Annotated in this window: 12 protein-coding genes and 4 pseudogenes; 6 read left to right on the top strand and 10 right to left on the bottom strand. The window is 56.2% G+C overall.

All coding sequences use genetic code 11. From position 1 onward, the window contains the following. Nucleotides 1–86: 86 nt before the first annotated feature. Entirely contained in the window at nucleotides 87–1106 is a 1020-nt protein-coding gene (locus ACERI1_RS16765) for a YbhN family protein (RefSeq protein ID WP_373619609.1), read from the top strand. 484 nt (nucleotides 1107–1590) lie between these two features. Here ACERI1_RS16765 and ACERI1_RS16760 read toward each other — a convergent pair whose 3' ends face one another. Further along, nucleotides 1591–2448 (bottom strand): phosphatase PAP2 family protein, encoded by an 858-nt coding sequence (locus tag ACERI1_RS16760; protein WP_373619608.1) that lies wholly within the window; start codon nucleotides 2446–2448, stop codon nucleotides 1591–1593. 201 nt (nucleotides 2449–2649) lie between these two features. Here ACERI1_RS16760 and ACERI1_RS16755 point away from each other — a divergent pair. After that, a pseudogene (locus ACERI1_RS16755) lies at nucleotides 2650–2948 on the top strand (hypothetical protein); the annotation flags it as partial. Nucleotides 2949–3006: 58 nt separating this feature from the next. Here the strand turns inward: ACERI1_RS16755 and ACERI1_RS16750 are convergent. The 5 genes and pseudogenes from ACERI1_RS16750 to ACERI1_RS16730 all read right to left on the bottom strand — a co-directional run bounded on the left by ACERI1_RS16750 (nucleotide 3007) and on the right by ACERI1_RS16730 (nucleotide 6694). Next, complete coding sequence (locus ACERI1_RS16750; protein WP_373619607.1) at nucleotides 3007–3294, bottom strand: amphi-Trp domain-containing protein; 288 nt, start codon at nucleotides 3292–3294, stop codon at nucleotides 3007–3009. Between the two features lie 240 nt (nucleotides 3295–3534). Then, nucleotides 3535–4479, bottom strand: a pseudogene (locus ACERI1_RS16745) (tyrosine-type recombinase/integrase); the annotation flags it as partial. Between the two features lie 4 nt (nucleotides 4480–4483). Further along, a complete protein-coding gene (locus ACERI1_RS16740; RefSeq protein ID WP_373619655.1) occupies nucleotides 4484–5629 on the bottom strand; it encodes a tyrosine-type recombinase/integrase in 1146 nt (381 codons plus the stop codon). Next, nucleotides 5619–6101 (bottom strand): hypothetical protein, encoded by a 483-nt coding sequence (locus tag ACERI1_RS16735; protein ID WP_373619606.1) that lies wholly within the window; start codon nucleotides 6099–6101, stop codon nucleotides 5619–5621. Before ACERI1_RS16735 ends, ACERI1_RS16740 begins: the two co-directional genes overlap by 11 nt. Before the next feature lie 2 nt (nucleotides 6102–6103). Continuing rightward, nucleotides 6104–6694 carry an Rrf2 family transcriptional regulator gene (locus ACERI1_RS16730; RefSeq protein WP_373619605.1) on the bottom strand — a complete coding sequence of 197 codons (591 nt, stop codon included), beginning with the start codon at nucleotides 6692–6694 and terminating at the stop codon, nucleotides 6104–6106. 385 nt (nucleotides 6695–7079) lie between these two features. Between ACERI1_RS16730 and ACERI1_RS16725 the strand changes: the two genes are divergently transcribed. Both ACERI1_RS16725 and ACERI1_RS16720 read left to right on the top strand, forming a co-directional pair. After that, complete coding sequence (locus ACERI1_RS16725) at nucleotides 7080–8723, top strand: transposase (RefSeq protein ID WP_373619604.1); 1644 nt, start codon at nucleotides 7080–7082, stop codon at nucleotides 8721–8723. Between the two features lie 361 nt (nucleotides 8724–9084). Next, a complete protein-coding gene (locus tag ACERI1_RS16720) occupies nucleotides 9085–10173 on the top strand; it encodes a tyrosine-type recombinase/integrase (RefSeq protein WP_373619603.1) in 1089 nt (362 codons plus the stop codon). A gap of 491 nt (nucleotides 10174–10664) precedes the next feature. Here ACERI1_RS16720 and ACERI1_RS16715 read toward each other — a convergent pair. Further along, nucleotides 10665–10846 (bottom strand): annotated as a pseudogene (locus ACERI1_RS16715) (IS6 family transposase); the annotation flags it as partial. A 517-nt stretch (nucleotides 10847–11363) separates the two neighbouring features. Between ACERI1_RS16715 and ACERI1_RS16710 the strand changes: the two are divergent. Beyond that, the gene (locus ACERI1_RS16710; protein WP_373619654.1) at nucleotides 11364–13979 is read left to right on the top strand and encodes an ice-binding family protein; all 2616 of its coding nucleotides are present in this window, start codon (nucleotides 11364–11366) and stop codon (nucleotides 13977–13979) included. A gap of 69 nt (nucleotides 13980–14048) precedes the next feature. Here ACERI1_RS16710 and ACERI1_RS16705 read toward each other — a convergent pair. Next, a pseudogene (locus ACERI1_RS16705) lies at nucleotides 14049–14316 on the bottom strand (IS5/IS1182 family transposase); the annotation flags it as partial. A gap of 587 nt (nucleotides 14317–14903) precedes the next feature. Between ACERI1_RS16705 and ACERI1_RS16700 the strand changes: the two are divergent. Next, the gene (locus ACERI1_RS16700; protein WP_373619602.1) at nucleotides 14904–15713 is read left to right on the top strand and encodes a formate/nitrite transporter family protein; all 810 of its coding nucleotides are present in this window, start codon (nucleotides 14904–14906) and stop codon (nucleotides 15711–15713) included. Between the two features lie 228 nt (nucleotides 15714–15941). Here ACERI1_RS16700 and ACERI1_RS16695 read toward each other — a convergent pair whose 3' ends face one another. Both ACERI1_RS16695 and ACERI1_RS16690 read right to left on the bottom strand, forming a co-directional pair. Next, nucleotides 15942–16079 (bottom strand): hypothetical protein, encoded by a 138-nt coding sequence (locus ACERI1_RS16695; RefSeq protein ID WP_373619601.1) that lies wholly within the window; start codon nucleotides 16077–16079, stop codon nucleotides 15942–15944. Between the two features lie 253 nt (nucleotides 16080–16332). Beyond that, complete coding sequence (locus tag ACERI1_RS16690; protein WP_373619599.1) at nucleotides 16333–18102, bottom strand: transposase; 1770 nt, start codon at nucleotides 18100–18102, stop codon at nucleotides 16333–16335. Nucleotides 18103–18382: the final 280 nt, after the last annotated feature.

Here is an 18382-nt window from a genome sequence, read left to right as displayed (position 1 = left end):
AGCCCCCCGTGATGCGTACACACGTAGACGTTTGTACTGTCGAGGCTAATCAGACGTTTCAAGTTTGCTGATGGTCCATACCCGCCATGGACGAGCGAAATCGGCGGGCATTCCTAATCGGCATCGCCGGCGCGATCGCAGCCTTTGCGATCCTGTTCTTTCTCGTCGGCGCCCGTGACGTTCTCGACTCGTTGCTGTCGGCAACATCTTCCCTGGTCGTCGTGACATTCGCACTCGCGCTCGGCTGGCTGGCCGCCTGGAGCCTGATGTTGCGGACCGTGCTGGCCGCGCTCGGCATTGATCTCCCAGTCGGCAAGTCGTTTCTCGTCTATGCTGGGGCCGTCTTCGCGAACAACGTTACCCCGTTCGGGCAGGCTGGCGGCGAGCCGATCGCCGCCTTGCTCATCTCGAAGACATCCGATGCCCGCTACGAGACCAGCCTCGTCGGGATCGCGACTGTTGACATTATCAACGTCGTTCCATCGATTGCGCTGATTCTCGTGGGTGTCGGCTACTACGCAACCACTGCAGCGATCGGCGAACGTCTCGAGACGGCCGTCGGCTCGGCGGTCGTCCTGATCGCGGGCATCGTCCTCGTAATGGCGCTCGTGTGGCGGTACCACCGGACGATCGTCGATCGACTCCCCGCGATCGTCGCGCCCCGACTCGGCCGGCTCGGGCTCGATCGCTTCGACTCCGAGACGCTCGAGGAAGACATCGCCGACCGACTAGGCCGATTCTTCGAGAACATCGAACGCGTGGCGACGGACCAGTGGCGACTGACCGCAATCATCGGCCTGTCGCTATGTGGGTGGCTCTTTCAGACGGCTGCGCTCACGGTCGCGTTCGCGGCGATCGGCCACGATGTCTCGGCGTATGTCTCGCTCTTCGTGATCCCGCTCGCAAACCTCGCGGGCGCTGCTCCGTTGCCGGGCGGACTCGGCAGTATCGAAGCCGCATTCGTCACGCTGCTGGTTCCCACGACTGGCGTTGCAGCGCCGACAATCACCGCGGCCGTCCTCATTTTCCGGGGCGCAATCTACTGGATGCCTGTCCTGATTGGCGGGCTGTCGGTGTCGGCGTTCGGCGTCCGGGCGGTGCGATGACCCGTTGTTGGCTGACCAAGACTATCGCCGTCAGCCCCAGAGGGCGACCGATCGACCGTATGCCGGGAGAGACCTTCCGATTTCAACGCCTTGCTCTATACCCCAGTCCCGCTCGTGAGCTACATCTAGTTGCTCAAGTTGGAGCTCGTCAGCTCGGGAGCCCTTTGTCAGATGTTACTTGCTGGCGTAACCGATTGGCGAAAAACGGACAAGCAGATCTCATTTAGATTGGACGCGCTTGAGTGAGGAGAGCGATTGTGCAGTCACGATACTCTCACCGTCCCGTTTCGGGACACCGCTCGGGGTACCATTGTCTTTTGTTCCGTGACCAATACAGTATTACTTTGTTAGATATCAGCATGGATATCAATGCCTGAGAAACCAACTTGCCTTCGGTTGCGCGAAACAACGGGTTGGCGAGTCAGATAGCTGACGTTCTTTGATAGAACCGCATCATTAATAAAGTCAATCAAAGTGATATCGATCAATCACTCCCGTCGGACATCATGGCATTCTCACTTTTATCGGTAGTGTGACCAGATCCGGCCGTCCCCTCCACGCGAGTAACTATTTGTTTGGCTCCAGAGATGCTCCCCACGGCGAGAAGGATGCCTGCAATAATGTCGATTAGCCAGTGGATGCCGAGGTACATTGTTGAGAAGACGACACAGATCGTCACGAACGACGCAATCGGAACCCACCGCGGATACTCGCGTCGCGATCGCCAAGCGAACATCATGACGACGACCGCAAGCGATGTGTGGAGGGAGGGGAAGACGTTCGTGTTCGCCGACACCGCCGCCGTGACTTCCTGCGTTTGAGGATAAAACGAGTACATCAGTCCGTCGACGGATGAGAGGTGGTTGCGCGGCCCATAGACGATGAATAATGTGTAAAAAAGCGTCCCAATGACGTAGTTCAGCAGATATGCGATGAGCAACTCCTTCATGTATCGCTGGGACGGCAACAGGAAATACAGGATCAATGCGGTCACCAGCAGGAACGGGAACCCGAACATGTACATCGCCGAGAAGAACTCGAGTGTCGCCGTGGGGACGAGGTCTTGCAACACCGCGACGAACTCGCCTTCAATGGCGTAGATTTCAGCAGTGAGGTCCCAGTCGAGCGCACGCGAAAGGCGCAAACTGTGGCCGTGGGTCGCCCGCTTGCCGAGGAAAAACAGTGCCGTGACACCAACGTACGGTGAGATTTCGATGAGCCGACGATCGTAGTCGGTCGCTGTCTGGCCCAAGACAGTTCGATCGAGACAGATCGCACAGGTCCCGACGAGTCCGATGCACACAACGAGTACCGTGAGGAAGACCATGAATCCAAGTGCCATTGTTCGTTTCTTGTCTGCCGTTATCAGTGAGGGACGGCGAGCAAGTTAGCACGGAAGGCGGAGCCGGTGACTACCACGGGTAAGACCGACATAGCGATCGTTCTACCTCCACGCTATTCCGTATCACGCCACATACTATTATCAAATATATATTTATCGACTGTAATTCTATCTGTCATATAGGGTTGGGAAGTAATTAGGTTTGCTCCGTACGACCATGCTCACAACGCTCGCATCAACGACGAACTCTACAACCAGCGATCAATGACTGAAACGACGAATTCCTCGGTCAAGCGCTCGTACGGCTCGAGTGGTCTGCGTCACTTCTGAATCTTGGCTACACCGGTACGCTATTCAAATCCGGCGACTTGAGCGAACGCTTCCGAAACGAGTATTCAAACCAAACCCCGATCACTCCTGCCGTCCGAGCGCGTGAGTGGTATCGTGAGTTCCGTGAGATCGTCCTGATGTGTCTCGTCTACAACATCAAACAGTACGTGACCCCCGTGATTCCAACGCCGTATGGCGATTCAATAGAGCCCTACAGTTGCTTACTTATCACTCAATTTCTAACTGGCTGCTCTCGCCGTCTCCCCCACTGTCGTTCTCGCTCCATTCAAGTTCGAGTTCAATACTCAATTCACCGGGACCGTCCGTCGGGCCTTCACGTTCGGCTTTGACCTCAAACGTCGGGCGGGCTGGTGGTTCCATTGTCACGGACTCAGAACCCGATTTTAGTGTGACTGCAGCACCTTGTTCAAGCTTCTCAGCGACACTGTGAAGATACGATGCGATTTCTTCTCGGGTCTGGTTGCTCTCTGATTTGAACAGAACTTCTTCGGGCATACAGAATAGCAATATACTGCCTGCACTGATAAGTGGATTCCCTGTATTGAACGCTGCTCTACGATTACGATCCTCTGCCGATCACCCCGCTAACGGCCCCATAGTCACATCATTCGGTCACGCGCAGAACTTGAGACCGATCTTCTCAATTCCGTACTCGCTTGGCCTTCAATTTATCGAGGAAATCACGGCGATAGCCACACATCAAGCACGAACACGAGTAGGTTTGTCTGGCACCCATTATTCGCCGAATGCCTCTGCGAGCCGCTCGCGCATGTATTCACGCCGATACTGTCTCCGTTCGGCCTCCGAGAGGTAGTTTTTCAGTACGACACTCGTATCGGAACTGCCCTGATCGGCTGCGATCGCGTCGAGATTTTCAAGCAACTGCTTTTGGGCGTTCGCATACGCCGTATACCAAAAACGCCGACCCATTTTCGAGGTTGGCGTCTCGCCACGTACCCGAACTCCGGCCCGCTCGGCGATCCGTTGGAAACGCGCTTGTATCGTCTCGCCGACGATATGGCCGCTTTCGGCCCGGCTCGAGGGGAAGAGATAGCCTGTCCACTCCCGATCGGCAGCGCCGAGGGCGTCGATCCGATCGGTCAGCGTTTCGCGGCCATATAGCAACGCGACCGTGCCGGGACCGTTCTTGCGCTCCTCGAAATAGATGTGTGGGTCGTCACCCTCGAGTGCGAGCTGGGAGACGTGCAACGAGGCAACCTCGTTGCGGCGTAGTCCCCACCCACACAGTGCGAGCACCAACAATTCCTCGTCGGGACTCTCGACGGCATCGTACAGCCGACGGACCTGATCGCTCGAGAGTGCCGGATTGTCGGGTTCCGAGCGTTCCCACCCATACTCCATGTCGATGGTCTCGGCGGGATTATACGCGGCTTTTCCACGGCGCTGGAGGTGTTCGTAGAACTGTGAAACGTCGCCGAGATACCGGAGTTTCGACGCCTCGCTGTCTAAGTCCTGATCTAGCTCATCAAAGACGGTCAGCAAACGTTCGATTTCGTCAGCCCGGTGTGCGAGGTCGTCGAGTCGATCGGCAAGATCGGCGCTGCCATGCACATCTCGATACAGGCGCGCGTAGGTCGCCAGTCACGAGCGTTTCATCTCGACGGTGCTATCCGCAAGGTTGCGGCGGCGCGACAGTGTGCGGATGTACGACTCGAGTTCGTTCTCAGCCGCGAACGTCGTCAATCGAATCGGAGACGTCCTTCATTTTGACGTCGGCGTAGGCCTCGTGGGTGGTCTCAATCGAGTTGTGTCGTAACGCTTCCTGAGCCTTTTCGGACATCCCGCTGGTATAGAGGTCGCGTCCGAGTGCCCGGCGAGCGCCATGCAGCGTCAGATAGTCGTACTCGCCGTCTGGATCGATGTCGGCTTCGTCGGTGAGCCGTTTCAGCAGTCGGCGAACGCCCTCTTTCGAGATCGACGGCGGCGGAACCTCGTGCTCGCAGTGTAGACGGTCAAGCACCTCGGTCTTCCCGGCGTCACCCCTATCCCCGAGCGCCCGAGAGACTGCCTTCTCGCCGAGTGCATCCTCGAGTGTACGCTTTTTCGACCCATAGTGGCCGGTCGGAAAGACGGGCCACGCTTCGGTCGTCGGCTCTTGCACCCGATACCATCGCTTGAGGACGTCGTGGACACTCGCAGGAAACGGGGCCTGTTCGTACTCACGGGACTTGCCATAGACTTCGATCAGCCGCTCGTCGAAATCGACGTCCTTCCACCGGAGGCCGTTACGCTTGTCGTCTTTCGGATCAGCGAACAACTCAGCACCACGCGCCCCTGTCCCGTCGAGCATAACGACGATCGCCCGGTCACGGAAGGCTGTCTCGGCGTCGATCCGGATGGTTCCCTCGAGAGCCATGTCCACGCGCTTGGTGGAATACTCGAGTAACGTCTCGCGGTCTTCTTGAGACCAATACTGGCGCTTGCGTTTCCCGTCGTCCTCTGGCAGCGGGTCCATCGCGGTGTTCGTATTCGCCGGGTTCGACTCGAGGTGTTGTTCTCGCACCGACCAGGAGAGAAAAGCTCGGACGTAGGCGAAGTAGTTGTGAGCAGTTGAAGCCGCCAGGTCCTCGTCGATTACGACGCGGTCGTAGAGGTGCTCGCTGTAACTGCGGACATCGTGGGGTGTGAGCTCGTCGACGAACTCGAGGTCACGCTCGTCTCGACAGTGGTCGGCGAACTCACGCAGTGGTGAGCGCATGGTCGTCTTCGAACCGTCGGCGTTGATCTTATAGCGCAGGTAGCTCTCGATGGCCTCGAGTACGGTTGTGCCCTCAGAGGAAGCCCCTCGTCCAGAGACCTTACGGTGGATTGCTCCCCGAATTGAGGGGAGCGTACGAGTCAGTGCGATAGGCAACACGCCAGAGTTTGAGGACAGCACGAGTGACTAATTCTTCAGGAGACTGTTTAATGCAGGAGTCTTCAACATCGTCAGGATTAGAGCTAGCATCTGGCGGTGGATGATAGTGTTCGAGATCAGAGACCGAAATGTAGTCGCCATCGTGAGGATGCTTCCCCCAACGGAAGTTCACATCCTTTGAGTCAGTGTAGTGGAACTTATAGTCGGCCTGTGTTGTCCACTGAACGTCGATTCGAGCATTCGTGGCACCACAAAGACCATCATCGAGAGAGACTTCGAGGACAGACGGGTTGAGAAAATCATCAAGCTGTGGTGTCGCGAGCGGCTCTGCCTCGTCGACGAGATCTCGAATCGTGATGAGAGCTGGCCGATCGATCGGCCCACGGAGCGAATGATCCTCTATTGTCGCAGGTGTCTCACCCATCGTTACGCAGGAACGCTGCCATCAGTCAAGTGACGGTCTCCATCAACGAAGCGCTGAGCATTCGCGATTGAGAGGGCGGCGTTCGCGAATGCGAGGTTACGGCGGAGCGTCTGCCATTCTTGGATTGTCTCGGCGTCGATGTCTCGTTGCGCAGAGGCAGATTCAGAGAGAGCTTGATTTGTCTGCTCAACGGCTAACTCTTCGGGCGAGTCGACACTGTACTCGGACTGGTAGCTGCTAAGCTGGTCACGCATTTCGGCGATACGCGTGGTGAGTTCGTCAGTTGAGACCTGCTCAAGAATGTCAGCAGCCTGTTCAACGACGAGTGATTCTGGCGAGCGACCATACGTCGTTCCACCATGTTCACCAGTCGCAGTGACGACGAACCCCTCGTTCGCGAGCGCATTCAAGTGCTTACGTGCTGTCTTCGGCGATGTCCGTGCGTCGTCAGCGATAGCGTCGACAGAAACAGACTCGTACGTATGCGCGATAACGTGGCGAACACGCTCGTAGGGAGTCGTCTCAGACACCCACTCCTCACTGACCGCTTCGTTGATATCCTCGAACTCGTCCGGTAAGGTTCGATCGCTCATATCAGTACTGACGTGGCGGAGTAATATAGTTCTTTGGCAGGATACTATTCTACAGTAAGCTGCTCAATCGTGGAAGAGTAATGAACTAAGAGCCAGATTATAAACAGTCGTTTGAGTCGCACAAAACACCCCCACTTCGCCTGAAATCATGCATTTTAGCCCCGCTAACGACCCTATAGTCTCATCAGCCGCCGAACAGTAGCGTTGCGAACGACAGAATCTGTGCACGGGATACATCGATACACTGACCGATGGGGGACGAACAGTCCCCCGAGTGGTAACAAATCGGTCAGATCGGGTCGCGGCTGCTGAAGACAGCCGCGACCCACGATCCGTTGATGAGCGCCTCCAAAATAACGATTCCCTCTCAGGCGGTTGGCACCCGTTGACCAAGCAGGCCGCAGAGGTCGTCGACGCGACTGCCTCTGCGGTCGACCTCGTCTCCCACCTCGATCTCAGTTCCTACACACGAGACGACACATATCCGGAGTGGCACGACTCTAAGCCGTTCGAGCCGATGCTTCGGACGGTTCTCCTTCGTGAACTCGAGGACGCGTCCGATGCTGCCGTGCATCGGACGCTGACCAACGATTCGTCAGTTGCTACTGCGCTTGGATTCGATCCAACTGATGTCCCTGATCGAAGCACGATCACGCGTGCACGACAAACCCGTTTTCAAGGATTACAGACGACAATCGAGGTGTCCGTACGCCAGATTCGGACACTTGCCGCTAGACGAGGCAGTCCGGTCGGTGCGCCGTACACAGAGGACGCTTCCGAGGAGCCCGCGGGCTCCTCGAAGCGTACGGTCAACCGACTCATTCGAGGAAAAACTCGCGAAGTCCTCGAGGAACTCACCACTGTTGTGTTCCCAGCGTTCGACTTCGACCGTCCAAGCGGATCTATCTACCACGACGAGGAATTACTGCGCTTAGAGACATTACTCGGGGTTACAGGCACCGCCGCCAACGGCGGTGCCGAGACCTACGGCGATCACGTTAATCCTGAACCTGATATCGCCGATCCGTTCTTCGAAGATGGACCGACTGGAGAAACCTTGTTAACGGCGATTAAAAGCCTTGAACCGTCAGATATCGCCGATATGGTCAACCGCGGCTTGACCCGCGTCTTGACGCGGGCCAAGCCATCCGTTGAGTTCGAGCGTCCGATCATGCTCGCGATCGATATGACCTACGTCGCCTACTCGGGTGAGCGTGAGGAACTGGTTCGAGTGCAAGGAGCGCCCGAGGAGAAAGAGTACGACTGGTGTCACAAGTTCGCGACCGCGAACGTTGTCGGTGACAACGTTCAGTTCGCGGTCGCGATGGTCCCAGTAGGGAACGCCGATAATCACGATCCTGAAGCGTATCCTGGCGAAGACAAGTCTCACCGAGCCGGCGGGATCGTCCGCCGGCTCGTGGACATTGTCGAAAACCGGGCCCGTCTCAGCGTGCGGCGAGTCTATGCAGACCGGTGGTTTCACGCGACAGACGTTGTAGCGGCGCTCGAGGAGCGGAACCTTTTCTACGTGATTCCGGCGAAGCGCGATGACCGCGTCAAGCGGTTCATCGCGCGAATGGGCAACAAAGTCACGGTGAAAGAAAAGCACGCAATGCACGGTCCGGTGAGAAATGGAGTAACCAACAGCAGGGCAGAGACGACGCTGGTCGGACTGCCACCGGATGAGGATTATGATGGACGCCAGGTGTTTCTGACCAATCTCGCCGTGAACGACGAGATTGGTCTGGATCGCCGCCAGACTCGCAAGAAGATCAAACGGTATACCCGGCGAGGAGGAATCGAAAACGCCTACAGTAGCGTCAAAGAGTTCGCACCCTGGACGACTTCGAAGAACTTCTCAGTGCGGTTGTTCCACTTTGGCTTCGCTGTCCTGCTGTACGATATGTGGCTGCTAGTCGATTTCCTCGTTCAGACATCACTCGATATCGTCGAGTTCCGCACGAAACCGCGGGTTACGGCCCCGCGGTTTCGTGGCTTTCTCAATCGGAGGTTGATCGAATTGCTGTGAAACCCACTCCGTGTTTGCCCTTTGTGAGAGGCATTGCTGTCCGACTGGCCTGATTCCTTCAAAATCTCTCACACAACTGCCACTCATTCAGCAGAGTGGCAGTTGTGAGTGGCCGATTTCCATTTGAAGACGAGACAGAGGTCCACATGAGGGTGATCTCGTGCACAGATATCGGGGCATTCGCAACGCTACCGAACAGAATTTCTATAGCGTTATAAGATTTACCAAGTATTGGTTTGTGCTAGAGAGCACTCGAGAAGCCCGAAATCGGACGAATTGGTGTGTTCGAGGTTCACTGTGCATTAGAGTAGTAATGCACAGTGAATTTATGCACCCCGACACTGTATGGGAAACCGAACAAATGGATCACAGCGATTCAGCGGCTTCGTCCGGCGAACATGCCCTCGAGGACGCCATCGACGCCTTCCTCGAGTCGGGCAACAAGGCCGGCAACTATCGCGACGCCCTCGAGCGCGTCTTGACCGACTGGCGACAGCGCCTCGAAGCCTGTGGCACCGAGACGGTCGAACGCGTCTCGAAACGAGACATGGCGACGTATGCGAAAGCACTCTCGAACGACGAGGCAAAGACCGCGGCGACCGCGTGGACGTACTACGACTACGTCTCGGCGTTTCCCTCCTATTGCGTGAAATGGGACTGGCTCGAGGACAATCCTGCGCAAAAAGGGATCGCACTCGACGAGCTGCCACCGCGACCAGCGAAAAAGAGCGGCGATCAACAGTTCTGGTCGGCTGAAGATCGGAAGGCGTTGCTCCGATATGCCGATCGACGAGCCCACGAAGCCGTCGACGAAAACGGCTCGGCCGCACTTGAGGAACTGCGCGATCGTGCGCTCGTCTATCTGCTGGCCTATTCGGGGGCTCGTGGCGGAGAAATCCTTTCAGACCCACGTGACGACCGGCGTAACGGCTTACGGTGGGGCGACATCGACCTCGAAAACAACCAATTCCAAGTGCTTGGGAAAAGCCAGCACGAAGACGAGGAGGTCCAACTCCCACGACAAGTGCATCGGCCACTCGAGCGGCTGGAACAAGCGCTCGAGCCGCCGGCACCCGAGTGGCCCGTGTTCGTCACGAGCCATGCACCATCGCTATACGGGAATCTCCCCGATGACGTTGACCCATCCGCGGGCAAACCCCTCGAGTTACACCGGAAACACGGGGTCGTTCCGCCGTCGTTGTCGACTAACGGCGGCCGGTCAGTTCTGAAACGGCTGTGTGATTCGGCTGACCTCGAGATCGACGGTGAGTACCTGAAACCACACGGCGCACGACGTGGTGTCGGTGAAGCCATCTATCGCGAGCATGGCGCGGCTGCAGCACAACGCGTATTGCGCCACGCCGATCCGCGGACCACCTCGCAGATGTACGCCCATATCGAGACCGAAGAATTGGCTGAAGAGGCGTCCGAAATCTTCGAGAACGAGTGATCTGACAGCCACCTTTTGTTCAAACTGGGATTTGACCAAGTGAATGTGAAAACGGCCCTCGCGGCCGATTTCGGCCGTCTCGGGTACTCGAGCGTGCAAAATCACATTCCATAAATCAAATATAGCTGTATAGATTTTCTCGCGCGGCGACCACACACAGTTTCGGAGGATGGGCTAGTTTTGGTCGAATCTCCGTCGACTTGTGATTCTTTTCACTGATCAAGCGTCGACTTCGGACCTTAGCGGGCGTGTCTATCAAGCGAGCATGAGAAATTACGCGGGTTCTGGTGCTGCTGAACGTTGTCGCCACTCCCGAGCGGCGAGCCGAGTGAGGAATTGGTCGCTCAGTCGGGTGGTATCAATGCCGAGGCGACGATCTCGACACACTCACCGGGCACGATTCGAAAGCGGGTCCAGCGTGTCTGGTATCTATCCTCGGCTGTCCCGCTGCATCGTGTTTAGTTAAGCGAGTTCCACCAGACGGCGAAGGCTTACAGCCACGATTCGTTGGTTGTTGGTTCAACGTGGCTGAAAATATCCTAAACGAAGTGCCATATCGTTTTAATTCTCTGAAGACATGTTCGACAGCATTCCGATTTCCATAATAAGCGGGCTGAAATCGGAGCCCTGCTCGTTGCAGTGCAGCCGCTAGATGCTTGGCGTGATCAATGAGAACACGGTCTCTTCAACTAGACCTGATTGGATAAATTCTCGTCCCAAGATGAGCTCTCACGGACCGGCTCGATTTACGTCGGTGGTGATCGCTCAGTTTAGGTGAAGGACATAGCACGTCCATGATGGACTTGCTAAAAGTAATTCATAATCTATGTCCCAAGTAATGTGTGCCAACTGTCACTGTTGTGCCGTCTGCAACGGCACTCTCGCCTAGCGATGTGTCTGCGGTACTGGGAAAAATACCCACGTAATTCTGTATTGTCACTTCCCACCTACTGGACCGGTTGTCGAGCGCGTCGGAATGGACTCACTAATCCAATTTGAAGAATATCTGGAGAGGATATGTGATACATATACAAAATTAACTCCTCGAAAACAATATCCTACACCGATGAGCATCAGATATGGAGTACAATCCGACAAGAAGAACTGTCATCGCATCGAGTGGGTTACTCGCAGCCGGTTTTGCCGGCTGTATAGGCGCCGCGCAAGAAGGTGAAGATCCCCCGGTCCAAATCCAACAAGACGGTCCGGCACCGGTCGATCTCGGGACGGCCTGTGATTTTTCGATCCTGGCAAAATCCGGAATATCGAGCGTTCCCAATTCTGACGTGGCGGGAGACATTGGCGTGAGTCCGATCGCGTCGACCGCGATAACCGGATTCGATCTGACGTTGGATGCGACGGGCGTCTTCGCGACGTCGACGCAGGTAGGCGGACGGGTGTACGCTGCAGATTATGCGGAGCCGACCCCGTCCAGATTGACCACGGCCGTGAGCGATATGGAAACCGCGTTTACCGATGCGTACGGCCGCGTCCCACCGGACTTTACAAATTTAGGCGGCGGCAATCTTGACGGAGAAACACTGACTCCAGGAGTGTACAATTGGGATACCGGCCTCTCAATTGACGGAGATATCACCCTCAACGGTGGTCCGGACGACACTTGGATCTTCCAGGTCGCGGGAGGTCTCAGCGTGGCGAGTGGGGTGACCGTCAATCTGGAAGGGGGCGCGCAGGCCGAAAACATCGTCTGGGTGGTCGCCGGCGGTCCCGGCGTCGAGATCGGAACGGACGCAAACTTTTCGGGGATCGTACTGGCCCAGACGGCGATCAACGTACTCACCGACGCAACGGTGGACGGCTGTTTGTACGCCCAAACCGCCGTCAATCTTCAGATGGCGACGGTTACCGGGTGTGACTGCGATCTCGTAGACCTGCAAGTGGACTCGGCGTGTGAAGATGAGGAGGGGGAGATCACAGTATCGAACCCCAACGACGTCTCGGTGATGGTAACCGTCACCGGTCCCGATGCGTACGAGGAGACCATGGAGGTTCCGGCCGGCGGTTCGGCGACGTGGGGGAATCTCGCGGACGGAACGTACTCGCTCGAGACCGACAATATCGCAATCGGTCTCGACATCACGACGCTCGACATTAGTTGCGATTCGGCCATCCCTGACGTCGTAACGACGCCGGCGACGGAGGTCAACGGCTCGACGGCCACGCTCAACGGTGAGTTGACCGACCTCGGAGACTTCGACACCATCGACGTCTTCTTCGAGTGGCGCGAACTCGGCGAGGACGAGTGGAACACCACCGCGCCGCAGACGCTCGACGCGCCCGGCGACTTCGACGACGAAATCGCGGGCCTCGAACCCGGAAACACATACGAATTCCGGGCGATCGGGCTGGCAAACGGCGAGCGGGTCGAAGGGGCCACGCTTCGCATCATCAAGACGGTGCCAGGTGTACCAGAGGTCATCACAGAGCCAGCGACGGAGGTCAACGGCTCGACGGCCACGCTTAACGGCGAACTGCTCGATCTCGGCGACTTCGACACCGTCGACGTCTTCTTCGAGTGGCGTGAACTCGGCACGGATGTGTGGACTGCCACCGCGCCGCAGACGCTCGACGCGCCCGGCGACTTTAGCGCTGAAATCGCGGGCCTCGAACCCGGCGGCACGTACGAATTCCGGGCGGTCGTCGTGGCTAATGGCACGCGTGAGGAAGGGGCCATTCTCTCGTTCACCAAAGACGAACCCGGCGCACCCATCGTTGAAACTCAGGTGGCGACGGAGGTCAACGGCTCGACGGCCACGCTCAACGGAGAGTTGATCGACATCGGTGACTTCGACACGGTCGATGTCTTCTTCGAGTGGCATGAACTCGGCGAGGACGAGTGGAACACCACCGCGCCGCAGACGCTCGACGCGCCCGGCGACTTCAGCGACGAGATCGCCAGCCTCGAGCCCGGGAACACGTACGAATTCCGGGCAGTCGTCGTGGCGAATGGCACGCGCGACGAAGGAACCATCGTCTCGTTCACCAAAGCTGAGGCCGGCGTCCCCAACGTCGAGACAGAGCCGGCGACGGAAATCAACGGCTCGACGGCCACGCTCAACGGAGAGTTAATCGATCTCGGGGACTTCGACACCGCAGATGTCTTCTTCGAGTGGCGTGAACTCGGCGCAGACGAGTGGATCACCACCGAGTCCCAGACGCTCAACGAGCCCGGTGACTTCAGCGCCGGGATCGAAGGCCTCGAACTCGGTAGCACGTACGAATTCCGGGCGGTCATGGTAGCGGACGATGAACGGTTCCTCGGAACCACGCTCTCGTTCACCAAGCTCGGCCCGGACGAGTTGGACGTCGAGACGAAGCCGGCGACGGAGGTCAACGGGTCGACGGCCACGCTCAACGGCGAACTGCTCGAACTCGAGGGTGCAGAGGAGGTCACCGTCTACTTCCTGTATCGCGTCAAGGGGACTGAGGTGTGGACGTTTACCGACGAAACAGTCCTCACCGAACCCGGACCGTTCAGTGCGACGGCGACGAACCTCGAGACTGGCACGACCTACGAGTTCCGAGCGGTCGCTCAGGTCGGTGCCACGGTTGTCTACGGTGACATTCTGGAGTTTACGAAGGCACCCGAGAATGGGGGCGACGGGAAGAACAAGAAGAAGCTAAAACGCAAATATAAGCGTGCAAAGCGTGAGTACGAGGAGTACAAAAAGAAATACGAGAAGGGCAAGGTGAACAAAAAGCAGCTCAAAAAGAAGAAACACGCCTACGAGCGCGCAAAACGCGAGTACGAGGAGTATAAACAGAAGTGTAAGAACGCGTCCTGATTCGGTCGAACACCCAACAACGGTTGATTCGACCGCGCCAACTGTGGCATCACCTCGAACGGTTCTTTATTTGGCTCTCTTGAACCCCAATGTAATGGACCTCTTTGAGCCAGTCGAGACGATCGTGCAACCGTCGCCATAGTAGCACTCTTCAGCGGTTTGATCGTAGTATTTTGACGCAGCTGGATCGGCAGGTATCGGTTTCATCTCGGTTGAATCAATGCGGTTGGGTCGGTCACGTCAAGGAGGCCCTAGATGACGGCCCACGTGACGAGGTGGTCGAAGATCTCGTCGACGAAGTGTCGAGATCAGTAAAAAACCGATCGTCGGCCTCTCGCCAGATAACCTGGGTGATCACACCGCTGAGGCTGATCGTGAGGCGTCCGTCGCCGGCAAGGTCGACGAGGCCGAGTTCGAGCGCCGTATCGAGCCGCTGCTCGATTCCGAGACGGACCGCATCCGGTCCAACGTGACACCCCAAGCGATGTGACCTCCCACACAAAGTCGGTGCCATCTAGTGATTTATCAGGACTCAATACTGAACTCTTGAGTAGTTATCGCACGAGTTATGCGCCCTATACTGACCGCCTTCAGGCCAGAAGGACTACTTGTTGGAAATATCAAGATATTCATACCTACTTAAGGTATATTCCGATGAATGGCCCGTAGTAATTAGGGCACACATCAAACCAATCCTCCGAGATTGTGGCGGAGTGGTCTGCGTCACTTCTGAATCGTGGCTACGCCAGTACGCTGTTCAAATCCGGCGGCTCAAGCGGATGCTTCCAAAACGAGTATTCAAACCAAATCCCGATCACTCGACCACAATCTCGGGATCTCAAATTCTACTAAACCACTAGAATCACGCGAGCGCGTTTGTTTGCTGTCACTATGCTTTTGCAGCGACGGACACAGAGGAAGTATGTGAAGGAATCAGAACCGGAAAACAAGGACACGGGTGATCCAACGCGAGTTACAGAGGTCCTCGATTCGTTGATCGAAAGCGGGTTCCACGAAATCAACCGCGAGACGAACGGATTGGTACTGTCTGGATTCTCGGCCGGTCTCGATATTGGGTTCGGACCATTATTGATGGCGGTGATACTCACCCTCTCACCGGGTGGGTATGGTGATCTCGGGACGGAGTTGCTACTTGCGAGTGTCTACTCTGTCGGATTCATGTTTGTCATCTTGGGACGGTTAGAACTGTTCACCGAACATACGACCGTGGCCGTGATGCCGGTCCTCGACGGACGAGCGTCACTCGCGGAACTCGGCCGTCTCTGGGGCTTGGTCTACGTCAGTAATATCGTCGGTGGTGCGGCGTTCGTGGCACTCATCGTTACGCTGCTGCCCGATCTAGGTGTCGCCTCGCCGGAGGCCTTCGAGACTATCGCTCTCTCACTCGTTACCCACGATTTCACATGGCTATTCGCCGCTGGCGTGCTTGCGGGGTGGCTGATGGGACTGCTAGCGTGGCTCGTTACTGCTGCTCAAGAGACGACGAGCCGTCTCATTATCATCTGGATCGTCACAGGTGTAATCGGTATCCTCCACCTCCCTCATTCAATTGCGGGTAACGTTGAGGTGCTATTCGGCGTCTTTCTGTCGCCCATAGTATCAGTGATGGACTACGTATCGTTCCTCGTGTTAGCCACGATGGGAAACGCAGTCGGCGGGGTTGTGTTCGTTGCCCTGTTGAAATACGGTCACGTTGTCCGGGGCGGGGATTAGTGGAAAGTGATTCTGTTTAAACTCACACACGATGACATGTTTCGAACTCTATGCTGCATACAGGGCACGGTCTTGTAACCAAGATCATGCTGAAAATCATCACTCAGCTTTGCCCGTTGAAGTAGGAGCGTGACGTAGGCGGTAGCAAAGACGGACGATGCCGGTAACGGACTTCTCCGAGGCTACCGTGTAAAGCTGAGATCATCAGTAATCATACCCGCTTCGTTTTCAGTTCCCCTTCAATTCATCCATACACTCGGCGCAAACTTCCATACCACCCTCGGCGAGGTCTTCTTCGCCGTGATCGATTGAGTCGATTAGTTCTTTCGTGATAAAATCTGGCGTGATATTTTGAACGTCATCCACATCACGGTCACACCGAGCACATTTGACCATATAATGGAGTAACAGGGTCACGAGTTATTATTATTAGCCACGAATCATACTGTCAACGCTGTAGCCTATCGTTACCGATCTGCTGAATTCACCCTCTGAGGGCACAGGAGAAAGGGGTGTTCCGCCGGGAACACCCCGAGTGATCACGACGATTGATTTGCTGGATCGCTCACCAACTCGATGAATCCAACTTCCGAGCCGAGAAAATTCCCTTCTCCTCCGGCTATCCCGCTGAGTGCTCCCGCTTCGCCTCCGATTCCAAGAATCGTGAGGCTCGCTTGAGATTCGTCCCGATAGCTTTCGCTATCGACGCGTTCTTCATCTTAATCGTCCCCGTGAACCGTGCTTTCTCCCCATCCTGGTAATACACCTCATTGACCAACGACTCAGCCCCAGCGCGTAAGTTCAGAAACTCCTTCTCTGCTGGATTATCCAACCGCTTGCGTCGGTGAGCAAGTGCTAATTTCCGCTCGTAGAAGCCGTAACTGTAGAACTGCTGTTTCTCCCGGACGAAGCAATTCTCCCTGTGTGGACAGTCTTCACAGAACTCTTTCCCCATTCGCCCTGAGATGCGACCACTCTCGGGCATGTACCGCTGCTCGAATGGTTCGTGTCCGGCAGGACACGCAACCATTCGGTGGTCGTCCCACTCTGCATCCGCTAGCGACAACTTCTCTGCAGGAGGCCGCTGCCCGGTTAGTCCCGTGAAGTGCTGCGTGATCCCATGATCACCGCAGCACGCCTCTACTTCTTTGTGCGTGTAGCCACCGTCAACGAGGAGATCGGTTAACCCGGTCTCCTCCGACAATTCTGGTACGTCTTCGGCTAACAGATCACCATCGTCTGTGTTGTTCGTGTCAACGCGAATCGTCGTGATCAGTCGAAACGGGTTCTCTCCGTCACAGGTCTCGGCGACGTTCGCTTTGTAGCCGCAGAAAGACTCACCGCCCTTCCGGCGGTGAGTCGCGTCCACGTCGTGGGGATTTTGCATCGACCCGCTACTGATCTCGTCGGGCTCTTTCAGCCCGACGCGATCTTGCTCATGGTCGTCCTCATCGGGCTGGACTGGCTCATCACTGGCCTGCTCGTGGCCTGTTTCTCCCTCGCTGGATGTGAATGTCCTGAGTGGTTCCCATCCCGGTGACTCGCCGTCACCGGGATGGTCGTCATCGTCGTCTTCATCGTGATCACGGTCATCGTCTTCAAGTTCAGGAATGCGGTAGCACTGTTCGTCGAGGATTTGCTGAAGATGAGCAAAACTCTCCAGTTCAGCGTAGTTTTGCTCATCTTCGAACCTGTCGATCAACCAGGCAGCATGCTCGATGAGTGTTTCCATGGTCGAGTCGACCTCACCTGGCTCCAGTTCATAGGATAGCTCCAGGTTCTCCGTATCGGCGAATTCGTCTAGTCCGGCAGGGAGTTCCTGGACGATCTCGTTGGGGAGATCGTCCAGGAAGTTGTGAACGACTTTGGCGATGAGATCGATTCGAGAGAGTTGCTTGATGTTAGCCTCGATAAACGTCGAATCCATTCGCTGGGTACTGGCATCGATCTCAAATTCGTCTTGGAGGTAGCTTCGGTGATCCTGGAAAACCTCGTGCAACAGGTCTTGACCAGTCTCTTCTTCGTGTTCCAGTAAGCGTCGGCGGAAATTGGTGAACGTTTTTGCACAGATGTTGTCACCGAGCGTTTCCTTCCCTAGCGCGTTCCTGACGCGAAAATCGAACAGATAGGCGTGTTCGAGCTGCTCATCAGACAGCCCAAGCAGGTGCTTGATGATTTCCAGGGAAACCAACTCGTTGACCGGTTTGTTCGGCCGGCTATACCCGTCATGGTATAGCCGGCCGAACTTCTTCTCATCAATCTGGGTGAAGACATGTTCGTAGAAATGAGTAGACCAGTGATTCTGTAACTTCGTCTTTAGTCCGGATTGTAGGTCTTTTACAGGCGAAAACAGTGCTTCCTGCTGATACTCATTATTCTCTTTAAACACGTCTTACCCCAATACTGCGACTATTCGCGCTGAAGTGCTGTATAGCTTTCCAATATAATTTCAGTAAGTTTTCCACTGCCTACGCGTAGCCCATAAGCCGTCTGACCGGACCCCTTTCTACTTCGCCCTCACCCTCTAAGTCGACCACGCCTGTTCTGACAATAGCCTGGGGTTTCGTTCAGCGTCTGCTACAGAGAAAGCGCGAATCTTGCATGAGAGTCCGTTGGCAAGCTAGGCAAGTCACCTTGACTGTTCGTCCCGGGACTGGGAGCGGTGCTCG

The sequence above is a fragment of the Natrinema sp. HArc-T2 genome, from assembly GCF_041821085.1.
In the GTDB taxonomy this organism is placed as follows: Archaea; Halobacteriota; Halobacteria; order Halobacteriales; family Natrialbaceae; genus Natrinema.
Note: the sequence above shows the minus strand (reverse complement) of the source record. Positions and strands in the feature narration are given on the sequence as shown.

Excerpts from the sequence above, each read along its gene's own strand:
- ACERI1_RS16730 (WP_373619605.1), bottom strand. The coding sequence starts at position 6,694 with ATGAGCGATCGAACCTTACCGGACGAGTTCGAGGATATCAACGAAGCG.
- ACERI1_RS16735 (WP_373619606.1), bottom strand. The coding sequence starts at position 6,101 with ATGGGTGAGACACCTGCGACAATAGAGGATCATTCGCTCCGTGGGCCG.
- ACERI1_RS16750 (WP_373619607.1), bottom strand. The coding sequence starts at position 3,294 with ATGCCCGAAGAAGTTCTGTTCAAATCAGAGAGCAACCAGACCCGAGAA.
- ACERI1_RS16720 (WP_373619603.1), top strand. The coding sequence starts at position 9,085 with ATGGATCACAGCGATTCAGCGGCTTCGTCCGGCGAACATGCCCTCGAG.
- ACERI1_RS16760 (WP_373619608.1), bottom strand. The coding sequence starts at position 2,448 with ATGGCACTTGGATTCATGGTCTTCCTCACGGTACTCGTTGTGTGCATC.
- ACERI1_RS16765 (WP_373619609.1), top strand. The coding sequence starts at position 87 with ATGGACGAGCGAAATCGGCGGGCATTCCTAATCGGCATCGCCGGCGCG.